This is a genomic window from Rhodospirillales bacterium (assembly GCA_018666775.1).
Lineage (GTDB): Bacteria > Pseudomonadota > Alphaproteobacteria > SMXQ01 > SMXQ01 > JABIXC01.
Genome location: JABIXC010000017.1, coordinates 293,549 through 320,182, shown reverse-complemented (window position 1 = coordinate 320,182; position 26,634 = coordinate 293,549). Strand labels below are relative to the sequence as shown.

General features: G+C 51.0%; 23 protein-coding genes. 8 read left to right on the top strand and 15 right to left on the bottom strand.

The features are described from left to right. Positions 1–113: 113 nt before the first annotated feature. The 3 genes from HOJ08_09485 to HOJ08_09475 all read left to right on the top strand — a co-directional run bounded on the left by HOJ08_09485 (position 114) and on the right by HOJ08_09475 (position 3,969). Complete coding sequence (locus HOJ08_09485; GenBank protein ID MBT5673663.1) at positions 114–1,433, top strand: pentapeptide repeat-containing protein; 1,320 nt, start codon at positions 114–116, stop codon at positions 1,431–1,433. Between the two features lie 101 nt (positions 1,434–1,534). Next, positions 1,535–2,851, top strand: a complete 1,317-nt coding sequence (locus HOJ08_09480) for a pentapeptide repeat-containing protein (GenBank protein ID MBT5673662.1) — start codon at positions 1,535–1,537, stop codon at positions 2,849–2,851. Positions 2,852–2,928: 77 nt separating this feature from the next. Beyond that, positions 2,929–3,969, top strand: coding sequence for a glycosyltransferase family 9 protein (locus HOJ08_09475; GenBank protein MBT5673661.1), 1,041 nt, complete (start codon positions 2,929–2,931; stop codon positions 3,967–3,969). Here HOJ08_09475 and HOJ08_09470 read toward each other — a convergent pair. From HOJ08_09470 to HOJ08_09430, 9 genes are all read right to left on the bottom strand, one after another. Continuing rightward, on the bottom strand, positions 3,966–4,895 hold the full coding sequence (locus tag HOJ08_09470) for a glyoxylate/hydroxypyruvate reductase A (GenBank protein ID MBT5673660.1): 930 nt from the start codon (positions 4,893–4,895) through the stop codon (positions 3,966–3,968). The genes HOJ08_09475 and HOJ08_09470 overlap by 4 nt on opposite strands. Before the next feature lie 23 nt (positions 4,896–4,918). Further along, positions 4,919–6,031, bottom strand: coding sequence for a molybdenum ABC transporter ATP-binding protein (modC, locus tag HOJ08_09465; GenBank protein ID MBT5673659.1), 1,113 nt, complete (start codon positions 6,029–6,031; stop codon positions 4,919–4,921). 2 nt (positions 6,032–6,033) lie between these two features. After that, positions 6,034–6,726, bottom strand: a complete 693-nt coding sequence (gene modB, locus HOJ08_09460) for a molybdate ABC transporter permease subunit (protein MBT5673658.1) — start codon at positions 6,724–6,726, stop codon at positions 6,034–6,036. A 10-nt stretch (positions 6,727–6,736) separates the two neighbouring features. Then, positions 6,737–7,525, bottom strand: coding sequence for a molybdate ABC transporter substrate-binding protein (gene modA / locus HOJ08_09455; GenBank protein MBT5673657.1), 789 nt, complete (start codon positions 7,523–7,525; stop codon positions 6,737–6,739). Further along, positions 7,518–7,967, bottom strand: a complete 450-nt coding sequence (hisI, locus tag HOJ08_09450; protein MBT5673656.1) for a phosphoribosyl-AMP cyclohydrolase — start codon at positions 7,965–7,967, stop codon at positions 7,518–7,520. The genes modA and hisI overlap by 8 nt, the downstream gene beginning before the upstream one ends. Before the next feature lie 84 nt (positions 7,968–8,051). Beyond that, positions 8,052–9,221, bottom strand: a complete 1,170-nt coding sequence (gene metC / locus HOJ08_09445; protein MBT5673655.1) for a cystathionine beta-lyase — start codon at positions 9,219–9,221, stop codon at positions 8,052–8,054. A gap of 116 nt (positions 9,222–9,337) precedes the next feature. Beyond that, positions 9,338–10,342: a cysteine synthase A gene (locus tag HOJ08_09440; protein ID MBT5673654.1), complete on the bottom strand. Its 1,005-nt coding sequence runs from the start codon at positions 10,340–10,342 to the stop codon at positions 9,338–9,340. 92 nt (positions 10,343–10,434) lie between these two features. After that, positions 10,435–11,040, bottom strand: a complete 606-nt coding sequence (locus HOJ08_09435) for an NUDIX domain-containing protein (protein ID MBT5673653.1) — start codon at positions 11,038–11,040, stop codon at positions 10,435–10,437. Further along, on the bottom strand, positions 11,037–12,278 hold the full coding sequence (locus tag HOJ08_09430; GenBank protein MBT5673652.1) for an MFS transporter: 1,242 nt from the start codon (positions 12,276–12,278) through the stop codon (positions 11,037–11,039). Before HOJ08_09430 ends, HOJ08_09435 begins: the two co-directional genes overlap by 4 nt. Positions 12,279–12,443: 165 nt before the next feature. Here HOJ08_09430 and HOJ08_09425 point away from each other — a divergent pair, with 165 nt between their 5' ends. Then, entirely contained in the window at positions 12,444–13,682 is a 1,239-nt protein-coding gene (locus HOJ08_09425; protein ID MBT5673651.1) for an alpha/beta fold hydrolase, read from the top strand. Between the two features lie 75 nt (positions 13,683–13,757). Next, complete coding sequence (locus tag HOJ08_09420) at positions 13,758–15,257, top strand: UbiD family decarboxylase (GenBank protein MBT5673650.1); 1,500 nt, start codon at positions 13,758–13,760, stop codon at positions 15,255–15,257. Positions 15,258–15,305: 48 nt separating this feature from the next. Here the strand turns inward: HOJ08_09420 and HOJ08_09415 are convergent, their stop codons facing one another. Together HOJ08_09415 and HOJ08_09410 are read right to left on the bottom strand one after the other, a co-directional pair. Beyond that, the gene (locus HOJ08_09415; protein ID MBT5673649.1) at positions 15,306–16,985 is read right to left on the bottom strand and encodes a sulfatase-like hydrolase/transferase; all 1,680 of its coding nucleotides are present in this window, start codon (positions 16,983–16,985) and stop codon (positions 15,306–15,308) included. After that, a complete protein-coding gene (locus HOJ08_09410) occupies positions 16,924–17,352 on the bottom strand; it encodes a cupin domain-containing protein (GenBank protein MBT5673648.1) in 429 nt (142 codons plus the stop codon). Before HOJ08_09410 ends, HOJ08_09415 begins: the two co-directional genes overlap by 62 nt. Positions 17,353–17,481: 129 nt before the next feature. On the opposite strand from HOJ08_09410, the gene HOJ08_09405 reads away from it, so the two are divergent. Further along, positions 17,482–18,552 (top strand): hypothetical protein, encoded by a 1,071-nt coding sequence (locus tag HOJ08_09405; protein MBT5673647.1) that lies wholly within the window; start codon positions 17,482–17,484, stop codon positions 18,550–18,552. 144 nt (positions 18,553–18,696) lie between these two features. Next, positions 18,697–19,542, top strand: coding sequence for an SDR family oxidoreductase (locus HOJ08_09400; GenBank protein ID MBT5673646.1), 846 nt, complete (start codon positions 18,697–18,699; stop codon positions 19,540–19,542). A gap of 73 nt (positions 19,543–19,615) precedes the next feature. On the opposite strand, the gene HOJ08_09395 is transcribed toward HOJ08_09400, so the two are convergent. Together HOJ08_09395 and HOJ08_09390 are read right to left on the bottom strand one after the other, a co-directional pair. Next, the gene (locus HOJ08_09395) at positions 19,616–20,686 is read right to left on the bottom strand and encodes an amidohydrolase family protein (GenBank protein MBT5673645.1); all 1,071 of its coding nucleotides are present in this window, start codon (positions 20,684–20,686) and stop codon (positions 19,616–19,618) included. 126 nt (positions 20,687–20,812) lie between these two features. Continuing rightward, complete coding sequence (locus tag HOJ08_09390; protein ID MBT5673644.1) at positions 20,813–21,460, bottom strand: adenine nucleotide alpha hydrolase; 648 nt, start codon at positions 21,458–21,460, stop codon at positions 20,813–20,815. A 118-nt stretch (positions 21,461–21,578) separates the two neighbouring features. Here HOJ08_09390 and HOJ08_09385 point away from each other — a divergent pair, with 118 nt between their 5' ends. Beyond that, positions 21,579–22,532 carry a fumarylacetoacetate hydrolase family protein gene (locus HOJ08_09385; GenBank protein ID MBT5673643.1) on the top strand — a complete coding sequence of 318 codons (954 nt, stop codon included), beginning with the start codon at positions 21,579–21,581 and terminating at the stop codon, positions 22,530–22,532. 81 nt (positions 22,533–22,613) lie between these two features. On the opposite strand, the gene HOJ08_09380 is transcribed toward HOJ08_09385, so the two are convergent. Beyond that, a complete protein-coding gene (locus HOJ08_09380) occupies positions 22,614–24,887 on the bottom strand; it encodes a methyl-accepting chemotaxis protein (protein MBT5673642.1) in 2,274 nt (757 codons plus the stop codon). A gap of 267 nt (positions 24,888–25,154) precedes the next feature. Further along, positions 25,155–26,462, bottom strand: coding sequence for a hypothetical protein (locus HOJ08_09375; GenBank protein ID MBT5673641.1), 1,308 nt, complete (start codon positions 26,460–26,462; stop codon positions 25,155–25,157). Positions 26,463–26,634: the final 172 nt, after the last annotated feature.

Genomic DNA, 26,634 nt, shown 5'->3' with positions numbered 1-26,634 from the left:
ATCCCTGTTTTTTTATATACAATTTGAAATGTAATTGAGGCGTAACTGCTTCGTGGTTTTTGTTGTCTTTGATACGCTAGGTGCCCTTATTCAGGAATTGGATTGGAGCGCACATGACACCCCAAGAACTTGTCGAGACCCTTGCATCCCATGAAGAATGGCTCAATGGCGTGAGTGGAGCCAAGCGCGCGGATTTGTCTGTAGCATCCTTAGAGGGGCTGGATTTCAACACCATTAATCTACATTCGGCCAAGCTGGCCGGTGCCTTGATGAATGGATGTGACATTTCCAATTCCAATCTTTCCAGTGTTGATGCGTTTGGCGCGGACTTTCATGGCGCGGATTTAACCAACAGCAAATGCCACCGTGCCGATTTTCGGGGTGTAAATTTCAAGGGTGCCAATTTACAAGGTGCCAATCTACGCGAAGCCGATATTCGCCGGGGCTACCTGATGAATGTCGAAGGCCAGGATGTTACATCCCAGCCCGCAGACCTGAGCAATGCAGACCTGCAAAAGGTTACCCTGTGTGATTCCCAGGCATCTGGTGCGGTTTTTGAATCTGCAAACATGATGGATGCCGATTGCAGTGGCGCATTTATGGATCATTGCGATTTTTCCAATGCCCAGTTGGGCAATGTTAAATTTGATAATGCCAATCTTAAAAATGCGAATTTCAGAAAGGCTGATCTTAGGGGGGTCAGTTTCAAAAATGCAGACCTGACCGGCAGCAATCTTGAAGGCCATGATTTGTCCAATATTGATTTCACCGGGGCCGAGGTTCAAAACGTAAAAGTGGATGAAGGCCAAATCTTTTTCCGCAATGACGGTGACCCGCCAGCACCTGTAAACAATGAAGAATTAATCACCTACGCGTTGCATGATCACCGCATCTGGATGGACAGTGACGGCAGGTTGGGCAAACGGTGCGAACTACAAAATGCCGAAATGTCTGGTTACAATTTAAAAGGAGCCAATCTGGATGGCGCAAATTTACGCGGCATTAATTTACAAGGTGCAAACCTGAATGGTGCGCAGCTATCCATGGCCGATCTTTCCGGTGCTGATCTCAGGGGATGTGACCTTCGGGATGCAGTGATGAGCGGCATCAATTTACGCGGTGCCATCATGACCAATGCCACGCTTACCGGGGCCAGCCTGGTGCCGGTGCAACTGGTTCAAAATGATGGCAATCTTTCCGGGCGTTCCTGGCCAGCAAATTTATCCTCAGCAGACCTAAGTGAAGCCAACCTTACCGATGCTGATCTTTCTTATGCCAATCTGAATGATGCCAATTTTACGAAGGCCAACCTGATTGGGTCCAACCTTATGGAAGCCAGGACTGAGTCGACCATCTGGACCGGTGCCAAACTTTCCGGTGCCGCCGTGCCCATTGGGATCAAAGATAAAGAACAATCCAGCAGACATGGATAAAGGACATTTTATTCAAGTTTGATTTGATGACGCTGTCAAACCACTGAAGCATCCTTAAAATCATACCATAATATTCAACGATAATAATTCAGGGAATACACATGACACCGCAGGAACTCGTGACCATTCTTAAATCCCATAGAAAATGGTTGAAAGGGATTACGGGTTCCAGGCGCGCAGACCTTACAATGGCAACCCTAGAAGGCCTTGATTTCAACACGTCCAACATGGGGTCTGCCAAACTGGTTGGTGCCTTGATGGATGGGTGTGACATTTCCAATTCCGATCTCAGCAATGCCGATGCGTTCAGTGCTTCTTTTCGTAGCGCAGACATGACCAACAGCAAATGTATTCGTGCTGATTTCAGGGGGGCTGATTTCAAGGGTGCCAATTTGCAAGGTGCGAATTTACGCGAAGCTGATATCCGCCGGGGCAGTCTGATGAATGCCGATGGGGACAAGGCAAAATCCCAAAATGCAAATCTCATCGGGGCAGATTTACAAAAGGTCACCCTGTGTGATGCCATGGCAACTGGCGCAGACTTCACGGACGCAAACCTGATGGATGCAAATTGTGAGGGCGCGTTGCTGGATCATTGTAATTTCAGTAACGCCCGCATGGGCAATAGTATGTTTAATAATGCCAACCTTAATAATTCTGACTTTGATCGGGCCGATATAAGGGGTGCCAGTTTTCGAAATGCCGATATGTCTGGTTGCAACCTTGAAGGTCATGATCTGAGCACGGTTGATTTAACCGGGGCCAATTTGGCCAATGCCAGGATTGATAAGGGACAAGAAATAACCGATGCATCCGAAGAAGAAGAATCTACCGGAAATCAAGATGAAGCGATAAACCTCTCGCTTCATGATCACCGTATCTGGATGGACAGTGATGGCCGTGCGGGAAAACGGTGCGAACTACAAAATGCCGATATGTCTTATTATGATTTGAAATCAGCACTGCTTGATGGTGCAAACCTGCGCGGGGTTAATCTGCAAGGTGCAGACCTTCGGGGGGCACATTTAATCATGGCTGATCTTTCCGGGGCTGATCTTCGCGATTGTGATTTTTCAGGTGCCGTTCTGGATGGCATTAATTTGCGCGGCGCAATCATGTCGGAAACGTTGTTGGTTGGTGCCAACATCATCCCTGTCCAGTTAATTGGCGATGATGGCAAATACTCTGGCCGTGTTTGGCCCGCCAATCTGTCATCCGTGGAACTCACCGGGGCCGATTTGACAGGGGTTGATCTTACCGGTGCCAACCTTAATGACGCCAATTTTACCAAAGCAAACCTGACCAGCGCCATCCTGACCGACGCCAGAACAGATTCAACCACCTGGAACGGTGCTGTGTTCACCAGTGCTGTGCTGCCAATTGGCATGGTTCACCCCCCCCACGCACTCACGGGCTAAGCCGGGCGATAGCCGCTTTGAATACAGAAGGATGGGATGCTTGATTGGGTTGCTTGCTCAACGCTACAATCCATCCCATGAGTGTTCCCACAATCGATAAATCATCTTTCAAGACCATCTTGATCTATACCGGCATGGATACTGTGGGCGATGGATTGGTCAAGCTGCCCTTTGTCCGCGAATTGCGCTGCCGGTTTCCGGATGCCCATATCACATGGTGTGCGGGCATCGGCCCATGTTCTTACGCGGGTGCTTTGGCACCACTGGTGACCGGCCTGATTGATCGGGTGATTGAGAATGCCCGCATTGGTACGGGGGTTTTACAATTCCTGATTCCCACCAGACCGCTATCAGGTGAAAGCTTTGACCTGATCATCGATACCCAACGCGCAATGATCAGAACCTTGATTTTGAAACGTATCCGCCATGGGGTGTTTATCTCTGGCACATCCAATGACCGGTTTTCAGATATGGCACCGGTTTCTTCTACATCGCGCGCCGTAAACTTTGTTAAAGGCCTGATCGGCCTTCTGGACCGGGTTACCCCCGAAACAAAAGACACCGCAGCCCTGCCGGAATTAGGGGCAGATGCAGCCCGTGATGCATTGGCTGCTAACTTGTTGCCAGCAGGGCCAGATTATGTGGGATTTGCACCGGGCGCTGGGGACAAGGCAAAAATTTGGCCACTGGATCGTTTTATGACCGTGGCCTGTGATCAGGTTGAAAAGGGGCGGGTGGCGGTTTTCTTTCTTGGCCCCGATGAAGAAACATGGATCGAACAAATCAAGGCCCGCGTCCCTGACGCGCTGTTTCCGGAGTCTGAAATCCAAAATGATGCGCTGGGAGGGCCACTGTTGGCCATCGCCCTTGCTAAACGTCTAAAGGCTGCTGTTTCCAATGATTCAGGGACCGGTCATATGCTGGCTGCGGGCGGTGTTCCGCTGGTGTCTTTGTTTTCAAAGCACAACCCAGCCAAATATGCGCCCACAGTGGACCGGTTGGCGATTATCGATTCAAAAGATTTCGGAGGCGTTGATCCAGCCTTGATTGCCGTGCCCACCGTGCTCGATGCTCTGGAACATTTGCTGTCCGGCGGCACGCATTTTTCAACCGGTTAATAGCCCTCAGACTTATCGACAACCCGGGCCAATGGCTTGCCCGCGCGCATATCCTTGATGGCATCAATGATCACCTGGGCCCCATAGACCGCGCGCCCGGCACAGGCATAATGGGGGGTCAATGTGATCTTTGGATGATCCCAAAACGGGTGATCATCAGCAGGGGGTTCCACTTCCAAAACATCCAATGCAGCGCCAGAAAGCGCGCCTGAATCAATGGCCTCCATCAATGCAGTTTCATCCAGCAATGTGCCGCGCCCGGCATTGATGACGTAAGCCCCCTTTGGCAAAAGCGCCAATCGTTCCCGGTTCAAAAGCTTAAACGTGCCTTTGGTATTGGGCAGAATAGAAATGACAATGTCTGAACGTTTGAGAAAATCTTCAAATGCTTCCGGTCCGGCAAAGCTTTCAATACCCGGAATATCCTTTTTGGATCGTGCCCACCCAGCCACATCATAGCGAAGGTCAACCAATGTCCGGGCCACGGTGCCGCCAAGATTACCAAGTCCCATAACACCAATGCGCACATCTTCGGGTGGCAGATATTTCAGATGTTCCCAAACTTTGGCGGTCTGATTTTCTTCATACTGGGCAAAATGACGGTGATGGCGAAGCACATGATGCAACGCCCAGCCGGTCATGGTTGCCGCGCGTTCGGGGTTGGCGGCACGGATGACAGGAATATCGGCGGGCAGGGACTTGTTTTTCAAAATTCGTTCAACCCCAACGGCCGTGCCTGCAACAAATTTCAGGTTGGGAAATTGCGCAAAGGCATCATCGGGCAATTCATTGGCCAAAACGTATTTGACCTCTTCTGGATCACCGATATCAGGCCAAATGCGACAATCCAGATCGGGGATTGCTGCTGTTATGGTTTTAATCCAGTTTTCTGCCGCATCCCGTCCGGGCTTGATCAGTAAGGCCATGCTTGCTCCCTGTTTTATTGTTTTTAGCCGCTGGTGCTGCGGTCAATTGCGACGGATTTTATCAAAACATAGACCACTTGTCCCACTGTCAAAGATAGCTCGCTCGTTGAGCGCCGGGTAATTCTGGCCCAAAGGTCAGCGCCGATATCGATCATAATATCGCTGTGGGCATCGCCTTGGGGGGAAATGGCCATGATTTTACCGGCCAAAACATTCAAAATGCTGAGGTCTTTTGGCTTTGATGTGGCAAGGGCGACGTCTCTGGCCCGAATGCGAAGCCGGATGCGATCATCGGGGCTGCATTGGAATTGGGGGACATATAGCTGTCCGCCTGAAACCTTGCCATCTTTGCCCTCAACATTGAGGATCGTCAGCCCATCGTAGCTGTCTGCGGTCTCAACCCGGGCTTCAATCACCGATCCGGGCTCAATCCCATTGTTTGCCCTATCCCCATGAACGATGGTTTCGCTGTTCAGGGTTTCCACGGCAGGGCCGGCGCGCACAACGGAGCCCCGGTTTAACACCACCACATCATCGGCAAGGCGCAGGATTTCATCAATGCTGTGACTGACATAGATCATGGGAATGGAGAGTTCATCGCGCAGACGTTCAATGAAGGGCAGGATTTCTGCCTTTCGGGCACTGTCCAAAGACGCCAATGGCTCATCGAGAATTAACAATCTGGGGCTGGTTAGCACGGCCCGGCCAAAGGCAATGCGTTGTTTTTCACCCCCCGAAAGCGCTTTGACCGGCCGGTTCAGCAAATCTTTGATATCCAGAATATCCACAACCTGATCCAGTTTGACGTGGCGCTGTTCTTTTGGGGTGCGGGAAAGCCCGTAATTCAGGTTGCCTGCGACGCTTAAATGCGGAAACAGACGCGAATCCTGAAACACCGTGCCAATGCGCCGCTGTTCAGGGGGCACCCGGGTGTTGCTTTTGGAATCATACAACACGGTGCCATCAAACTTGAAATGGCCCTCATCTGGATCAATTAATCCCGCAAGACAGGATGCCAACGTGCTTTTCCCGGCCCCTGAAGGCCCAAACAGAGCTGTCACCTGACCCGCACCGGCAAACAAACGCGCATCAAGGGTGAAATCCCCCAGGGTCTTTTTGAAATGGGCCTCCAACATCCCTAGCCCCCCATCCGTTTTCGGATACGCCGTGCGGTCACTTCCGATGCGATCAGGGCGGCAAAGGCCAAAACGATGGAAATGACCACCAATCGAAGGGCAGCATCTTCGCTGCCGGGGACCTGGGTCAATCCAAACAATGCCAAGGGCAAGGTTCGGGTTTCGCCCGGAATGTTGGAAACAAAGGTAATGGTTGCGCCAAATTCACCAAGGCTTCGAGCAAAAGCCAAAACCATGCCCGTCAAAATACCCGGCCAGGCAAGGGGCAGGGTGATCGTCATGAACGTATTGAAGGGACCGGCACCAAGGGTGCGTGCGGCCGCTTCAAGACCGGGGTCAACGGCCTCAATCGAAAGCCGGATGGCGCGCACCATTAAGGGAAACCCCATGATCGCCGATGCCACAACGGCACCTTTCCATGTAAAGGCGACCGTAATTCCGAACGTGTCATACAACCAGCTACCAACGGGCCCTTGCTGGCCCAACACTAAAAGCAACCCATAACCAACCACCACAGGCGGCAAAACAAGCGGCAGATGAACAATGCCATCCAGCAACGCGCACCCCGGAAAATCTAGCCGCGCCAAAACCCATGCAACAAGAATGCCCGCCGGCAGGCTGAAAGCAACACACCAAAGTGCTACGCGCAGGCTTAATTTCAAGGCTTCCAGTTCAGCCGCGCTCAGGGCAAAGATATCCATGGATTTATTTTACCTGAAAACCCGCGTTGGTGAAAATTTGCTTCGCCGCAGCACCTTTAAGCCATTTTAAAAAGCGCAAAGCTGCCGCATTGTTTGCAGCCCTTTGAAGCAATGCAATTTCGTAATGAATGGGCGGATGATCATGCGTATCAAACCGAACTGCTGCGCGCAGCTTCGGGTTTCCCTTGATGTCACTGGCATATAAAATGCCGGCTACGGCTTCGCCGCGCTCGACAATCACCCGGGTCCTTGCCGCATCGCTCAGTCGCAAAACCCTGTCTTTAACCCCATTCCAAACACCAAGTTTTTTTAATGCCGCACGACCATAGGTCCCAAGGGGCACATGATCGGGATCGGCCATGGCAAGGCGGCCCATTCCGAGCGCCCGGATAAAATCACCCCCCACCAGAGATAGTTTTAACGTGCTTTTACGCAGAACCGCGATCACAAGATGGTTTTCCAGAAACACCCGTCGGCTTGGCCTGTTGATGCGTCCCCGTTTGGTCAGCCAATTCATCCAGTGTTGATTGGCAGACAAAAAGATATGCCCGGGCATGCCAGAATCGATATGGCGGGCCAAGGCACCGCTTGATGCAAAAATCGGCACTATTTTTATGGCGTTTGATTTTGAATAAACTGCTGCCACCCTGGTCAGTGCCGAAATGGTCGAAGCGGCCGCAAACACACGGATGCTTTTTGTGTCCTCTGCCTTTGCAGCATTAGGGAAAAGGCAAAGGACAGAAAAAAGCACAAGGGTAACCACACCTCGGGGGCGCCCCATGGCTTTAGTCATTCTGTTTGCTGTCTTTGGCGCCATACAGAGTGGCCGGGTCTTTGGAAACGGGGTGTATGTCTGAAATGATCCCGTCTCTTGGGGCGCGGAAAAAACAATTGTGCCGTCCGGTGTGACAAGCAACGCCTAATTGATCAACCGCAAGCAAGACCGTGTCGCCGTCACAATCAATCCGAAAATCGTGCATTTTTTGCACCTGACCAGAGCTTTCACCTTTTTGCCAGAGCTTGCCCCGAGACCGGGACCAGTAATGGGCTAACCCCGTATCCAGTGAGGCCTCAACCGCTTCACGGTTCATCCAGGCCATCATCAACACCTCACCGGTATTGAATTGCTGGGCAATGGCTGGCACCAGACCACGATCATCGAAAGTTATGGCTTCGATGATTGCATCTTTTGCGCCCGACAAATCCCGGACTTCTGTTTCTTTATCTGGCGTCATTTGATCATGCCTATAAGGGTTCCCCCTTGTTAGAACAGTGCTTTAGGGGGTCTGTCAATATATGCAATCAGGCCTTGAACTGGCTTAGGCGCGGTTCAGACGTGCAAAACCGCAATCCAGGTCCTCAATCAGGTCATCGGGATCTTCCAGACCCGCATGAAGCCGGAGCAGGGTGCCATCGGCCTGCCATGGTGACGCCGTGCGAATGGTTTCCGGGTTTGCCGGCAGGATTAAGCTTTCAAAGCCGCCCCAGCTATAGCCCATTTTGAACAGCGCCATATTATCCAGCATGGCAGCCAACGCCTTTTTGCGGTGATGTTTGGCCAACACGATGGAAAAAAGGCCCGATGCGCCCGTAAAATCACGCAGCCAGAGCTTATGCCCGGGGCAATCGGTAAAGGCAGGATGGAGTATGCGCGAGACTTCTGGTCGGCGTTTAAGCCAATGGGCAAGCTTTAGGCCGGTTTCCTGATGCCGATCAAGACGAACCGCAAGGGTGCGGATGCCGCGCAACGCCAAATAACAATCATCGGGTGACGGCGCACCACTGGTCATCGTCACGGATGCTTTGATGCGTTTGTATAGTGTTTCTGAATTGGTGGTCACAGACCCAATCATGGCATCGGAATGGCCAACAAGATATTTGGTGCCAGCCTGAATGGAAACATCCACCCCATGATCAAAGGGTGCAAAATAAATCGGCGTGGCCCAACTGTTATCCATCATCACCACGGCCTTTGCCGCGTGTGCGGCCTTTGCAATGGCCGGAATGTCAGACACTTCAAAGGTGAGGGAGCCGGGCGCTTCGGTGAAGACAACTTTGGTGTTTTTCTGGATAAAACCCTTGATTTTAGTGCCAATCAGGGGGTCGTAATAGGTGGTCTCAACCCCAAACCCCTTTAAAATGGTGTCGCAAAATTTGCGTGTTGGGCTGTAGGCGGAATCTGGCACCAAAACATGATCGCCGGTGCGAACGAATGCCATCAAAGCCCCCGTAATGGCTGCTAATCCGGAATTCGTGGCGATGCTTCGGTGCCCCCCTTCCAATTCAGCCACGGCTTGTTCGAAAGCAAAAGAGGTTGGGGTGCCATGGCGACCGTAATAGACATGATCAAAGGGTTCTTTGGAAATGCGTTCCAGGTCAGCCAGCGTTGGAAACAGCACGGTCGATGCGTGATAAACTGGCGGATTAACAACGCCAAAATTGGCGGTTGAATCGCGCCCGACCTGCGTTACCGCAGTTGCAGGGTTCACCCTTTTTTTTGAGGCACGCTTCTTTTTTGCAACGGGTCGCTTTTTTTTGTCTTGGGCCACAGGTCCTTACAGCCTCATTTAATTGATAAGATACACAATACAAGACATTGTTTTTATTACTTATCAAGCCATTCTGGAATGGGAAGATTACGTTCTTTCAGGAAGGCTGGATTAAACAATTTTGACATGTAGCGCTGCCCAAAATCTGCTAGCACCGTCACGATTGTATGGCCCGGGCCCATTTCCTTGGCCATTTGAATGGCACCGCCAACATTGATCCCGGTGCTGCCACCCAGGCAAAGCCCTTCATGCTTTAAAAGATCAAACACAATGGGCAACGCTTCTTCGTCCGTGACCCGGTAAGCCGTATCGATGGGTGCGCCTTCCAGATTGCCCGTAACGCGTCCTTGGCCAATGCCTTCGGTGATAGAGGTGCCTTCGGACAGCAATTCGCCGTTTTTGAACCATTCATACATGGCCGCACCGCCCGGATCAGCAGCGGCAATCTGGATATTGGGATTGCGCTCCTTCAGAGCCATGGCAACACCTGCCAACGTGCCGCCGGTGCCAATGGCGCAGGTAAAGCCATCGACTTTGCCATCGGTTTGTTCCCAAATTTCAGGCCCTGTGCCCTGAATATGGGCTTCACGGTTGGCAACATTATCGAATTGGTTGGCCCAAACGGCGCCATTTTCTTCCGAATTATTCAATTCATCGGCCAAACGCTGGGATACTTTGACGTAATTGTTGGGATCAGAATAGGGAACGGCTGGAACTTCCACTAATTGCGCCCCACAAAGGCGCAACATGTCCTTTTTTTCCTGACTTTGGGTGTCGGCAATGACAATAACGGAGCGATACCCACGGGCATTGCCCACCAGCGTCAGCCCAATGCCGGTATTACCAGCCGTGCCTTCGACCACAACACCGCCCGGTTTCAACGCACCGCGCTTTTCTGCATCATTGATAATGTACAACGCTGCCCGATCTTTGACCGAGCCACCGGGGTTGAGAAATTCTGCCTTGCCCAGAATTTCACAGCCCGTTTCATCTGACGCCTTGTTGAGCCGGATAAGGGGGTTATTACCAATGGTTTCTAAAAACCCGTCACGAATGTCCATGAAATTTTTCCGTTCTGCCCTGTGTCTGTATTGTTTTTATAACTTTTTGTAGCTGCCCCCGACAAACCAATCAAGGCGAATCAAGGGTCCCGTTAAGGCCGCCATCGCGCAAGCACGGCCTTGTGGTTCAATGCCAGCCATTGCAAGGCTATCAAAGTCATGGAATTGTTGATTTTTCCATCCTTCAAAAGCGTCATGGCATCTAAAAAGGGTAGGGGAAATACGCGGATATCCTCGTTTTCATGGTCCAGACCAAACACGCCTTCTTCTTTTGGGCTATCAACCCTCGCAAGAAAGACTTCCACCGTTTCCGATGTGCCGCCGGGGGATGCCAAATAGCGCACCATTGGCCATAATTCTAATGCTTCAAGGCCTGCTTCTTCCTTGGTTTCCCGCATTGCCACCTGTTCATTGGTTTCACCGTCTTCGATGATACCAGCAACAATTTCCGTCAACCACGGATTTTGGCCTGCCGCATAGGCGCCAACGCGAAATTGTTCCTGTAACACAACCATGTCGTTGATGGGATCGAACGGTAAAACCGCAACGGCGTGGCCGCGTTCAAACACTTCACGCATGATCTGTTCGCTCATGCCACCCTTGTGCAAGCGATGGCTCAGCCGATAGCGTTCAACCTGAAAATAACCGTCATAAACAGTTTCTTTCTGCGCGACGACGACATCCTCATCTTTGGTCATTTAATATCCGATTCAAGTACTTTTCGTACCGTCCCAAGACGACCAACCACCCAAAACCAGACCAGAACACATAACAAGCCACCACCCGCCACAGGCCAACGCAACCCGGTCCATTCGGCGATCCAACCCATGGCCAATCCACCAATGGCAGGGCCACCCCGGAAAATAATGCCATAAACTGCAATCACACGCCCGCGCATTTCGCGTTTTACCGATGTTTGAACCAGGGTCAAAACCCCCACGGCCGATGTCGACAACCCGGCACCCACAAAGATCAACACGAAGGTTGCTATATAAAAATTATCAATAGAGGCAAAGGCGATTAATCCTACCCCCACCAGCATGGACGCAGCCATAGAAACGGTCGCCAAACCCTTGGTGGTGGACCGCATCGCAAGATACAAAGCTCCCGAAAACGCCCCCACTGCCGTGGCGGAGGTCATCATGGACAATGCCTCTGGTCCGCGACCAAACACCTGATCGGCAAACCCCGGCAACAGGTCCATGAAAGCCCGGGTACCAAAGGAGCTGGCGATTAAAACGATTAACAATGGCCCGATGCCCGGATGGGTGATGGCATAGGTCAACCCTTCCCAGGTTTCTGACAGGATGTGTTTTTTCTTTCGCGGTGCCAGCGCTTCATCACGAAGGGTCACGAAATGAAGGATGAAAGCAAACAAAAGATACGAAAAAACATTGACCAAAATGGCATAGCCGACGGAGGCCACCATGACGATCAGGCCAAACACAGCAGGACCGATAAATCGCGCCATATTGAAACAAATGGAATTGAGCGGTGTTGCCCGGGGAATATCCTTTTCCGGCACCAAAAGCGGCACAATGGCAAGGCGCACGGTTTGGTTGAAGGCATGGACCGTGCCCAAATAAACCGTGGCCACCAGCAATATCCAGATGTTCAACGCATCCGTAAAATAAAGCGCGGCCAAAGTGGCGGGCTGAACAACCGATGCCCATAGTGTCATCTTGGTCAGGCGCAATCGATCCATACGATCGGCCAGCGCACCCCCAATGGGGCTGATTAGAATAGTCGGTGCCAGATCGGCAAACAGGATGACACCAAGCCAGAATGGGGATTTGGTCAATTCCCATGCCAACCAGCCCACGGCCAGACGTTGGGACCAATCCCCGATCTGTGAAAGAACATTGCCCAACATGTAGATGGCATAATTGCGATTGCCGAAAACCTTGAGGGCTTCGGTTAAAGATAAACTGCTCATATAAACCTTCAAAATTTGCCGAGAATAAAGGCAAAGATGCCCTAACAGGCCTAAGTTATAGGGCGCAATGCGTGTCTTTTCCAACCTTATCAATGCAAGACAAGCACACCGGAACCAATGATCTGCTAATGTTTTCAGGATTTTAAATAATTTGGGATGGGCGCAATGGCAATAACCAGCGAACGCGTTGAATTTTTGGGCCATGATGGCAAAAGCCAGCTGGCCGCAAGACTGGACAGCCCCGATACCGGGGTCCGGGCCACAGCCCTGTTTGCCCATTGTTTTACCTGTTCCAAAGACATTCACGCGGCAACACGGATCGCTGCGGCGCTGACGGAGCATGGCTTTGCCGTGCTGCGATTTGATTTTACCGGGCTTGGGGCATCAGAGGGCGAATTTGCCAACACAAATTTCTCATCAAACGTTGGCGATCTGATCGCAGCGGCTCAGTTTATGGAAAAGACCCTTGGTCATGGGCCAGAAGTCCTTGTCGGCCATTCCTTAGGCGGGGCAGCCGTGCTAGCCGCTGCCCACAGCATTCCATCTGCCCGCGCCGTTGCGACCATTGGCGCACCGGCAGATCCCGGACACGTTGCCCATCTGTTTGATGACCAAACAGATAAAATCGTGGCCGAGGGTGAGGCCCGGGTTAAAATTGGGGGCAGGGGTTTCACCATCCAAAAGCAATTTCTGGATGATATTGCAGAACAGAAAGTTCATGAAAACCTGTCAGATTTAGGCAAAGCATTGCTGATTTTTCATGCCCCGGGGGACGCAACCGTTGGCATTGATAATGCGGCAACCATTTTTGGAGCTGCCAAACACCCCAAAAGCTTCGTCTCCCTTGATGATGCCGATCATCTAGTGTCCCGCCCCGAAGATGCCACGTATGTTGCCAATGTCCTCAGTGCCTGGGCCGGGCGCTACATCACTGAGCCATCAACAGACGATGCCCCCATCAAAACAGACAGTGCCGTTTTGGTGACAGAAATAAACAAAAATGGTTTGGCCCAATCTATCACCGCCGGAAACCATAGCTTGATTGCTGATGAGCCTGAAAAGCTTGGGGGCACCGATAAAGGGTTTGGGCCTTATGATCTCTTGTTGTCAGGCCTTGGGGCTTGCACCGCCATGACATTACGCATGTATGCAAATCACAAGGGATGGCCGCTCGAAGGCGTTTCTGTGGCGCTCGATCATGGCAGGGTTCATCGCGATGATTGTGACCAAACAGATGGCGGGGACGGCAAAATCTATCGCATTGTGCGCAAAATCACCCTGACCGGCAGCCTTGATGGCGAACAGCGCATAAGATTGCTGGAAATTGCCGATAAATGTCCTGTTCACAAAACCCTTTCGGGTCCTTTGGAGATTGTCACCCTTGATGCACAAAAAACACCATAAAAACCGTGCGTAAGGGCGTTTCCTGCGCTAAATTGCGCGCCTTCTAGAGAAAATTTCAAAAAGTGAGCAATCGATATGTCCGACAATGCCAGTGATAATTTCAAGGTCAACGTTCCCTTTGATGATCTGCGTGGGTGGATTGAAGAAGCCGATAAATTAGGCGAGCTGAAGGTCGGGCAAAATTATACCTGGGAAGATGACATCGGCATGGCCGCAGAATTGCTGCAGCATGATGAAAATGCCCCGGTGGCTTTGTTTGAAAAGATTCCGGGCGTCGAAGACGGCATGCGTGTGCTGACCAATTTCTTTGGGGCCAGCCGCAAGAACATGACCCTGGGCCTGCCGACAGACCTTGATAAGGTTGGCCTGTCCGAAGCCTTTCTGACCCATTTCAGGGAAATCGCCAAAAAGCCGTTGGCCCCCGAAGAAGTCACCGAAGGCCCGATATTGGAAAACATTTTAGAAGGTGATGACATCGACATCACCAAATTCCCAACCCCGGTTTGGCACGACCGCGATGAAGGGCGGCGCTACATTGGCACCGGGTCTTTCAATGTCACCCGCGACCCAGACGAAGACTGGATCAATGTCGGCACGTACCGCGTGATGATCCAGAATAAAAAACAAGTTGGGTTCTATATTTCACCGGGCAAACATGGCCGCATTCATCGCGATAAATACGAAGCCCGTGGCGAAGCCATGCCGGTTTGTATCGTTGTCGGCGGTGATCCATTGACCTTCCTGATGGGGTGTACTGAAATCCCTTATGGGGTGTGCGAATTTGATATTGCCGGCGCCTATCGCGGCCGCCCCATGAAAGTGATCAAGGGCAAACACACAGGTCTTCCTTTCCCCGCCAGTGCCGAAATGGTCATCGAAGGGTTTGTCCAGCCCGGCAACCGCGCACCCGAAGGCCCGTTTGGTGAATGGACTGGTTATTATGGATCAAAGATGCGGGCCGAACCTGTTCTCGACATCAAAGCCATCTATCACCGCAATGATCCGATCATTTTAGGCTGCCCCCCGCAACGCCCCCCGGAAGAACAGGCCCGCTATCGCGCCGTCATGCGCTCGGCCATTTTGAAAGACGAAATGCAAAAAGCCGGTGTCCCCGATGTGGTTGCCACCTGGTGCCATGAAGCGGGCGGTTCGCGTCAATTGACCGCCGTTGCCATCAAGCAACGCTATCCCGGCCATGCCCGCCAGGCGGGCCATGTTGCGGCCCAGTGCCGATCAGGCGCATATGCCGGTAAATATGTCATGGTGGTCGATGAAGATGTCGATATTGCCAATCTGGAAGAACTGATGTGGGCGGTCACCAGCCGGAGCAATCCTGCAGAATCCATCGATATCATCCACAATGCCTGGTCCACCCCGTTGGACCCGTGCATTTCACCCCAAGATAAAGCAATCGGCAATTACACCAATTCACGCTGCATCATCGATGCCTGCCGGCCGTTCCATTGGAAAGACGATTACCCAATCGTCAACATGCCCTTGCCCGAAACTGCCATTAAAACCAAAGAAATGTTTTCCTGGCTCCTGAAAGAAGGCAGAGAAAAGTCCAAGGCCTAAGCCGGGTCAAATAGAGTTTAAAAGCGGGGGCAGGGGTGCCCCCGTTTTTTATGGCCCGTGATGGGTGGCCAGCGGGCTGGTGTCGACCATATTCATGACCTGGTGCAGCAATTGATCGGTAAGTTCTGCCCGGATGGCTTGATGGTCTGGATCATCAAACAGGTTGATCTGTTCCAGGGGATCATTTTCCAGATCGTATAATTCGCCAAGCCCCGATGCGCCAATTTCACCATCATCATAGACCGTAAAGCGCCAGCGCCTGCCCATCAGGGTGCGCGCCCGGAAGCCATCCCCCAGCCCCATATAGCCGTAGCGTTGATGTTCTTCGATGATCACCGGGGTATCGGGGTCGCGGGCATCAGGGTTCATCAGATCGCGCCCCTGATTGCCATTTTGTGGTGCCAATCCGGCACGGGCCAAGACGGTGGCGGCAATATCCACGGTGCCTGACAGGTCTTCGCGGACCGAACCTGCATCTTCGGTTTTTGGATCGGCCATGATAAAGGGCACCCGCACCAAACCCTGATAATGCAGGGCGGCTTTCAAAAGCAATTGGTGGTCGCCTAGGAAATCACCGTGATCGGTGGTGAAAATAACAACCGTATCTTCATCCATGCCAAGCTCTGTTAGCTTTGTCAAAATACGGCCGATGCAATCATCAACCATGGTCACTTGGCCATAATTTAGCGCCATAGCTTCACGGGCGTCGGTTTCATTAATACCAATGGCGCGTTGCCCATCCCGGTTGTCCTTGCCGTCATCACGCAATTTATGAATGGCCGCCAAATGGCTGGGCAATTCGTGATTGGAATAAAAGCTTTTGGGCAATGGCATGTCCTGGGGATCATACATGTCCCAATATTTACCGGGCGGTGTAAATGGATGATGGGGATCGGGGAAGGAGCATTGAATAAAGAACGGCTTGGCGTCTTTGTCTTTTGCGTGTTCGTCTAGATAATCGCAGGTACGTTCCGCCACATATGACGTTGGGTAAAGTTCTTCGGGGATCGCCGTGCGCCAGGCTTGGGGGGCGGAATAGGTATTGCCCGGCAATTGATTATCGGGCCCCCGCAATGATTTGGACCCCGGATGGCGTTCCTCCAGCCAACGGCCATAATGGCCGACGACTTTATCGCCATGGCCGACGCAAAGTTCGACATGTTGAAAACCGTAATAGGGCAGGTCCAATTCGTGATCAGGATCGGCCCAGCTCGATGTCAATTCCTGGGTGTAGCTGCCTTGGGACAGAATGGTTTTATCGGCTTCGCGTAAATCTGCCGGCGGCATCACCAGATCGGGATCGACATTGGGCATGCCAAGGGTGGGCTTTTTGGGTGACATGCTTTGTAAATGACATTTCCCAATCAACGCCGTGTCCCAACCGGCAGCTGCCAAAATATCGACAAAGGTGGTGGCAGATAACGACAAGGGAATGCCGTTATGGCGCGACCCATGGAGCGACGGCATGCGCCCGGTCATCAAGGTGCCCCGATTGGGCATACAGATGGGGGTGGCGACATAAAAATGATCAAACCGGGCACCGCGCGCCGCGATTGAATCGATGTTGGGGGTTTTGACAATATCATTGCCGTAACACGCCAATTGGTCGGCACGATGCTGGTCCGAAATGAACAGGATAAAATTCGGGGATTTTGCCACGGTGAAATTATTCCTTTTTTGCTTTTGACCCTTCAGGGATTTTGATCTTGTCTGGATTTTTGAGGGCATAGTCGTTTTCACCCACGGTTTCGCCCTCTACCCCAAAGCGCGGGTTGCCTGCGGTCTCTGCCCGGCCGCCCAAAAGGATCAAGTATTCATCGCCCGTGTTATCGAGCTGATAATGATGGCCCTTTGGGATCAATGCCAATTGGCCGGGGCCAATGGCATGAGAGGTATCATCTGGAAAATGAAAGGTGCATTCACCCTGAACACAATAAAAGGTCTGATCCGCCGTGTGGCTGTGCATGGGGCCTTTGGTGCCGGGGTAATCGCCATGAACCCAGGTGTGATAATGATCAGAACTGAACAGTACTTTTTTGGAATGACCGACCTCAAGCTCAGGCGCTTCAAGTAAATCCATGAATTCTACTGCCATTTTAAGCCCTCCCATGGCCCCCAAAAGGGCAGGTTGTCCAATTGGAAAATTTATCATAGGATGCCTCGTTTCTTGGGCTACGTCCACTGACGGTATCCATTTAAAGTATAAAAAACTTGGGAGAACTTCATGACTTTTTCTATTAACAAAGCCAGCAGGTTTGCACTGCTGAGCGGTGCCGCACTTGCACTGTCACTGAACAGTGGCGTGGTTAATGCAGCACCAATTTACAAAGGCAAAGATGTCGAACTGACCATCGGGGCCAATCCCGGCGGCGGCTATGACAGCTATGCCCGTGTAACCGCACGTTTCATTGCCAAGAACATTCCTGGCGAACCAACCATCATCCCCCGTAACCGGCCCGGAGCCGGCAGCCGCAAAGCGCTCAATTGGTTCTTCACTGCAGCGCCCAGGAACGGCACTGTGTTTGGTGCATTTTTCCCATCATCCCTGATTGACCCCTTGATGCGGCCTAAACGGTCTAAATATGACATCACCAAGTTGAATTTCCTTGGTTCCGTTAACAAGACCGCGCGCCAGTGTGTTGCCCGCAAAGATTCAAAGGTTCACACCTTTACCGATTTGCTGAAACATGAACTTCTTGTTGGTGCGACGGCCCGCGGTGGGTCAACACGCGATTACGCCATCGTGCTGAACAAATTGTTTGGCACAAAGTTCAAGGTGATCTCTGGCTATAAGGGTTCCAAGGGCATCGTGCTTTCGATTGAGCGCGGAGAAACTCAGGGACTTTGCGGCTATGCATGGTCCAGCCTGAAAAAAGCCAAGCCTACTTGGGCCAAGGGTGAATTCATTGATGTTGTCGTGCAGTTGACCATGGAGCCTCATGCGGCCATGACCAAGCTTGGCGCACCAATGATCTGGGACTTCGTCAAAACCGATCGCCAACGCAAGATCCTGGAATTCATGATCAAGCAGCAAGAATTTGGCCGGCCCTATGCCATGCCTCCCGGAACACCGATGGCAAACGTCAAAATCTTCCGCAAGGCAATCATGAAAACCTGGAACAGTGCTGAATTCAAGGCCGGTGCCGCTCGTGCCCGTCTCGACGTCAATCCTATTTCAGCAAAACAGGTTAGCAAATTGGTCAACGAACTCTTTGCCACCCCGAAAAACCTTTTGAAGGAAATCGGGCAGATGACAAAGAAGCCAAAGCGTAAAAAGAAGAAGAAAAAGAACTAGGCTTTATGCCAGTTTAATTTTTTAAAACCCCCGGCTTCGGTCGGGGGTTTTTTTATGCCTGCATCTATGCCCGGGATCATTGTTGATGGCATCCCCTGCCTGTAAGATGATGGCTGGTTTATTATTTTAACAAGGGGTGCATGCATGTCTGATATCGATCTTTCCGGAAAGGTTGCCATTGTTACTGGCGGCGGGCGTGGCATGGGCCGTTCCATGGCCATTGCGCTGGCCAAAGCAGGGGCGGGCGTCACCATCATGGTCGCCCGCGAAGCAGCAGAGCTGGAAGCCGTCGCCCAAACCATTCGCGATGAAGCAGGGGCCGATCATGTCCATGCCATTGTTGCCGATGTCACAGACGAAGCAGCCTGCATTCGGGCGCGTGATGAAACCCTGGAAAAATTTGGCGGCTTGCATGTGTTGATCAACAATGCGGCCCGGGGACATAAATTTATTCATGATGCCAATCCCGGTGTGCCGATGGATTTCTGGGTGGCAAACAGCGATGCATGGCGCCTGATGACGGACACCAATATCAACGGGCCATTCTTGATGGCCAAGACCGTCACGCCGCATTTTCTGGAACAGGGTTATGGCCGTATCATCAATATTGGTGCCACAGAAAACACCATGGTCAAGGGGCGGAATTCGCCTTATGGGCTGAGCAAGGCAGCGCTCGAATCAGAAACCGCAAGCTGGGCGTGGGATCTGGAAAATTCTGGCAAGAACGTCACCTGCAACAGCCTGTCGCCGGGCGGTGCCACGCTAACGGGGATGATCTATGAAGATTATGGGGATCGAAAATTGATAGACCCAGACGTTATGGGCCCACCGGCTGTGTGGCTGGCATCCAATGATTCTGATGGGTTCAATGGACGCCGTATTCTGGCCAAAGGCTGGGATGGAAGCATCGATCCTAAAATAGCTGCCGAAGGTGCGGCCATTGGGCCAGCCTTTAACATGGCCTCCGGTGACGGTGGTACCCAGCGCTAAACAGGGTTTATACCCATAAAAAAACCCCGGCGGCACAGCGTGCCAGCCGGGGTTTAATGTGAACGCTTGAGACTTAGCGTTTGATGTCGAGCCCGTAGAGATCGATGCAATTCTGGCTCAACACGTTTTTCAGTTTATCCGGCGCAAGATCGCCAACCTGGCGGGCGATGAAGGCACGGGAATTTGGCCAGGTCATGTTGGAATGGGGGTAATCACTGGACCACATGCAATTCTTGTCACCCCAATAATTGAGCGCCTGTCCGCCAACATAATCATCCATGAACGTCAGATGCATGTTGTCTTTGAAGATTTCACTGGGCAGACGGCTGATCTGGAAGTCCTTGTTGCCTTCCTTCAGATTACGCATGTAGTAGTAATCCCACTGCTGGAAGACAAACGGTGCCCAGCCAATTTCGCCTTCGACAATCACCGTCTTCAGTTTCGGGTGACGTTCAAAAACACCGGAAAAGATCATGTCGTAAACTGTGGTGAAAATATCGTGGGTTTTGGTGTTCACAGAACCGCGCAAACGATCCAGACCTTCGCGTTTGAAGCGGAAATAATTGAACCCGGTCAAGATATGAAAATGGATTGGCTGGCCCAATTCAGCAGCAGCCGCCCAAAGCTTTTCATAATGCGGCGATGTCAGCGGCAGATCGGGGTGGGGCACCTGCCAGATAAGGCCGCCAAGCAGCCCCATATCGTTGCAGCGGTGCATTTCAGCAATGGCAACATCAATGTCGTAGGTCGGCAGACAAGGAATGGCAAATAACTTACCCGGTGCCGTTTTACAGAAATCTGCAATCCAGTCGTTATAAACCCGGAAACCGGCTTCTTGTTCCCGTTGTTCCTGAGAAAACAGGCCAAGGGTAAAGGTTGGGTACAACACTTCGGCGGCAAGCCCATCAAGTTCCATATCCGTGATCCGAACTTTGGGATCAATCCCACCTTTGGGCCGGGTATCCTGCATGATCTTGGGCCGTTTAATGGCATCCCTGATCTCAGCTGGCAATTCAGCGAACATGTCGACGGGTTCATCGACATGGCCATCAGCCGAAACGATGAATTCAGGTAGCTTCTCTGCAGCTTTCCTCATTTCATCTGTGGCGTAACGCGCAGACATATCATCTAGAACTGAATTCATTGGGTCTTCTCCTTTTGGGCTATCGTGCGGGTTAAATCATGCACGATTTATTATTCAAACCTGTTGGTTTTATTATAAATCATGTCATTGTCCGGGTCAAAACCCTTAGATTTATAATTGTTCTTTTCAGGCCAGCAAAATATCTGTGAAAACGAAGCCATCCCGTTCAACCGTTTCGCCGGTTTGTGTGCTGATTTCATTCGAAAACATCGGCCCATTGGTAACAACGGTATGAAATTCACCATTTTCACCACAAGGATCAACGCCTTGGGGCAGGGCCGCCAAAAGGGCATGATCAAAGGTAGCACCGGCAAATTCCAATGGCATAACGCGGGGATCAAGGCAGGCAATTGTGGCCTCCATGCCAGAAGCAATCATTTCCCGGGCAAGATCGGGGGTATTTGAGGTCCATAGCGGGAAAATTGCACCCATCCCAACCGCCAACAGGCGCGTTTCTCGCCACTGTCGCAGGTCTTCAAGGAACAAATCGCCAAAAATAACACCCGTAACGCCATTTTCGCGATGCAATGCCAGCGCATCCGCCATGGCGCGCTCATAAATGTCATTGGGACACGGTGCAGGAATACGGACCTTGGTCAGTGGCAGGCCCACGCGCTTTGCCTGTAGATCAAGAATTTCTTCACGGACCCCATGCATAGACACACGATTGTAGGTATCCGTGACCGTGGTCAGAAGCCCTGTGATCTCCACTTGATCATCCAACCGTGCCCTATGCAGGGCATAGGCACTGTCCTTACCGCTGGACCACGCCATAAGGGCCTTTGGTTTTACTTTATTTTGTGTCGTCACTTTCCCATCGCTTCCCTGGAATGATATAAGCACATAGATAAATATAAAAAATGAAACGTGACCAAACCGGGGGAAAACATCAATGACAGATTTCACTTTATTAAACTATGCAGGCGAAAATGGCGCGCCCATTCCGGCCATCTTGGTCGGCGACCAGGTCCTTGGCATTCAGGCGGCCCTGGATGGGGCAGGGATGGACGAAGCAACAGCCGGGTTCAATGCCACCACCACGAAGGATGTGTTGTGGCAATGGGAAGCTGCATACCCTGTCCTTGGCGAATTGGCAGCAACCCATGAAAATGACCCAGCCGGTGTTTTGGCAAAGGCCGCACAGCCACTTGATCAGGTCCGTCTGTTAGCACCCATTCTTTATCCCGACGCCATTTTTTGTGCCTTCGCCAATTTTACTGATCACATGAAAGAAATGTCGGATCGCTCGCCGCCGGATAAAAACGAAGTCAACCCGATGCATTTTGTAAAACTGGGTGCCCATTGCGTTGTCGGACCAGAAGCAGAGGTCAAGCTGCCAAAACATTCACAAAAAGTGGATTGGGAAGCAGAACTGGCCGTGGTCATTGGCAAACCGGCACGCAATGTTGCGGCCAAAGACGCCATGGATTATGTCGCAGGGTTCACCATCATGAACGATCTGTCGCTCCGTGACTGTGGGTCGCGCAAGGACTGGAATGTCCGCCATGATTTTCTGTCTGGAAAAACCTTTGACACCGGCGCTCCGATGGGACCTTGGATAACACCAAAAGAACAGATCAAGGATGTCTACAACCTGACCATGAAACAATGGATTGATGGCACATTGCGCCAGAATTCTGACACCAGCTATATGCATTTCACCATCGAAGAACAGATCGAATGTCTATCGCATAAATTTACGCTGCGCCCGGGCGATGTCATTGCCACAGGGTCACCATCGGGCAATGGCCGGCCGCTGGATATTTATCTTGAACCGGGCCAAGACCTAAAAATTGAAATCCAAGACCTTGGCATTTTGCATAATCCTATTATCCAGGGCGAGTAGGGGATAAACACTTTTCTCATAAAGAAAAAAGGCCCGCTCAACTGAGCGGGCCTTTTTAACGATTAAACTTCTAACAAATTATTAGATAGCCTTTGCTTCATCAAGGTAAGACTTGATATCGCCACGCAGCTTTTCTGCATGGGATGACACTTCGTTAGAGGCTTCCAACACCTGTCCAGCAGCATGGCCTGTTTCACCGGCGGCCTGGGTCACGCCGCCAATGTTGGTTGACACTTCCTGGGTGCCTGTGGCCGCTTCTTGAACATTGCGGGCAATTTCCTGGGTGGCCGCACCTTGTTCCTCAACCGCAGAAGCAATGCCGGTAGAAATTTCATTGAGTTCAGTGATCACGTTGGTGATCTCTTCAATGGATGTCACGGACACATTGGTTGCCGCCTGAACGGCAGTAACCTGTGCCGATATTTCTTCGGTAGCCTGTGCCGTTTGCGTGGCCAAACTTTTCACTTCTGATGCGACAACTGCAAATCCTTTGCCGGCTTCACCCGCACGGGCCGCCTCGATGGTGGCGTTGAGCGCCAGAAGGTTGGTCTGGCTGGCAATGTCATTGATCAGTTTGATCACATCACCAATCTTTTGGGCTGTGGTTGCCAGTTCCTTGATCTGTCCATTGGTTTCCGCCGCCTTGGCCGCCGCTTCCTGAGAAATTTGGGAGCTTTTGGACACTTGAGCAGAAATCTCGGAAATCGACGAAGAAAGCTCTTCAGTCGAGCTGGCCACAGTTTGGACGTTGCTGGTGGTTTGTTCCGCAGCCGCTGCGACAACGGCCGATTGATTGTTCGTTTCTTCAGCCGTCGACGACATGGATTCTGCGGAAGAACGAAGTTCGGTCGCAGATGCCACAACAGATTCAAGAACAGTCGTGACCTGCATATCAAACGCTGCGTTTAATTTTTCAAGCGCTTCGGCACGCTTGGCTTTTTCAGCAGCTTCCTCTGCTTCTCTTGAACGAATCGCATCATCTGCCTTGCGTTTCTGTGCAGCACGATCTTCTTCTTCCAAACGCGCTGCTTCTTCGGCTGCACGTTCATCAGCCGCACGTTTTTCTGCTGCTGTGCGTTGCTCTTCTTCCGAACGCTTTTGTTCGGCAGCCATTTCTTCGTTCTTGATCATGTTTTCCTTAAACACCTGAACAGCAGCAGCAATCTCGCCGATTTCATCTGTACGATCTGTGCCTGGAATTTCCACAGTTTTATCACCACCGGCTAACAAACCCATGGCAGATGTCATAGAAGCAATGTGGGGAACAATAGAGCGCATGGTCAGGATGGTAACGGCAATACCGGCAGCTATACCCAAAAACAATAGAACCCATTCAATAAATTTGAGTGACGCTATTTCATCATTGACCAAGATGGCATCATTGTCGGCCAATCTTTTTTGGTTCACCACCATGCCGCTTATGCGCGACCCGTCTGCTTCCTTTGGACCGGCAATAATGGTGAGCAGTTTACCCGCGCGCGGGGCTGCTTCGGAAACCAATAAATAATTTGCCATGTTCCATTTTTTCGAACCACGAATGGCAAACATCCGAGGGGGCATGGTTGCAAACCCTGCACGGGCTTTGCTCATTTTTTTGAAATTAGATTTCTGGCTTGCGGTCATGACCCCTTGCACTTTTTCAAGAGATGCAAACCGCGCCTTGTTTTTAGCCCATGCTTTGGTGAAGCCGTTCTTGAACTTAACGTCACCCGATAACAAATAAGCTCGAATATTGGCAAGACCAATAGCCATGGAGCCCCGGAAATCAGCCATCAAACCAAAAAGCTTTTTTCGGTCACTTGATGCAGGTAGTTTAACTTCTTCATCGATCATGGCCGTGATGGATTTCAGCACGATGCCGGCAACCGGTGCCGCATCTTTGAACAAAATCTTGTTCGCAGGCTGTTCATCAATCGTATGAGCGATATTTTCCACTTTTTGCTGGGCTATTTTAAACTCAGCAAGAATGCTTTTAAACTCTCCCCATTTGGCCCTATTTGCGGGGTTTGTCCAGGTGGCAGACAATTTGTCCATATCGTTTGAGACTTTGGCAATATCATCCCAGACCACCTTACGACTGACCTTGAACACTTTGTTCCCGGTCAACATCCAACCCCGAAGGGCCGCTAAAGACGAGTTGATATTGTTCAACATCTTGGAACTGGCCGCTGATGTCGGCATACGCAGCTCAACAATACGGTTCATGCCCGTATTAATGATACTCAATTCCCATAATGTGATCATGACCGCGAGGGCAAGGACCGTTACAATTGCTGCAAAACCCATGGTTAGTCGACCACCGATCTTTAGGTTCATAAGCTTGTTCATATTCAGGCCCTTTAATTGGTCAATCATTGTCGATGCTCCTGATCCCTAATGGTTCAAAATATTTTGATATGTTTCCTCTTTTATATTTGTCTCTCATTTTCCTAAATTTTTAATTAATTTTCCCCGCCTAAGGCATTGAAATATTTCATGTATCGTATTGATACTTAGTCGCAACAATGTGGTGCGTTTCAAAAGAAAAAAGGTATTTAAAAAGCAGAAACAAAAAAGGATTAAGGAATAAAAAAAAGGCCGCTGAATTAATCAGCGGCCTTTAAAGAACTTAGTGAAAAAAACTTATTTAGTGCATTCAACCCGGCCGGCAGTTGATTTGTTGCCTTCGTACCAAATTTTGCAAACCATGCCTTTTTTGACTTTTTTGCTTTTGGCTTTTTTGCCGTTGATCTTAATCTTGGTATAGCGCTTCTTCATTTTGCTTTTGTAGGTCTTTTTCTTGCCCGCAATTTTGAAGGTAAACTTGCCACGGTTTTTGATCTTGGTGATGGTGCCCGTAACGATCTTCCAGTTAACCGTACGGCTTTCCAGCTTTTCTTTGCTGTTGATGATTGCGCGTACCATTTTCAGGACTTTGGGTGGGGTCGCGTAGACCTGTTTCACCAATTTCGCTGCGGCTTTACCAGACAAGGGGGAAATTGCCAGATGCATCGTTTTTGCATCTTTCAACAATTTAGGATCGCTCAAAGCGGCCATAAATGCCGCTTGAAGAACCTTTACCCGGTCTGCAGGAACCCCTTCACGCATGAAGAAAGGCCGGCCCATTTCATTAGGCGTGGTGAACATGCGAAGCATTTGGCGTTCTTCTTCGTTCTTCGCAAAATCCATGATGAACGGCACGTTGGGAAGATCGGGGTGCTTTTTATTGGCAAGCTGCACCAACAGATTGATCTTCTTGTTTTTGACCCAACGGTAATAGCGCGACACAATGGATGCCCAACCAAGACCACAACGGCCCGTCACTTCACCCCGTTCCATGGCCAGATGAACTTCCGTTGATCCGGGATAGCCCAAAATCACCTTGATCTTGCTGCCGGCAACCTTGTTCAACACACGGGCCATCAACGTATCTGTTGCATTAGGCCCCGAAGAACCAATCACCATGCCTTTGGTCCCGGTCTCGCTCAGGTTTTTGATGCCAGAAGCGCGCCAGCTAACGCAAAGGGATACTTCGCTGTTGGCACTGCCCAGCCAAACCATCTTGGTTGGGTCCACCTTGATAGATTTGTGGGCTTTGCCACGCATCAGAGCATCGAAATGGGCATTACGGCCGATGATGCCAATGGTCGCACCATCAGCAGGGGCGACATTAACGATATAAGCCAAAGCACGACGGCCCGATGCACCCGGTAGGTTTCTCGGAACAAATTCCGGATTGCCTGGAACATGGCGGCTAATATGTTTCGCAATCAGGCGACCATATTGGTTGTAACCACCCCCGACCGAAGAGCCGATGACCATGGTACCCTTTTTATTTTTATAAAAATCTTTAACCGCATCCGCATTAGCAGGCGTTCCACCCGCAAAGCTTGATGCCAATCCAAAGCCCAGAGCCAAAAGCCCAAGACGCAATTGTTTTGAAAACTGCATTTACCTCTCCCTATGTTAAGAGGGCGGGCCACCGGATGTTTAGAAACTACGGTTTTGTATAAAGCTCCCGGCCAACTCATTCTAAAATCTCTGCAATGTGCACGGCTATTATCGGCCTATTTGGATATTTTGTCACTTCAAACGTACAAAAAATAAAGGGTTCGGCCAAAAA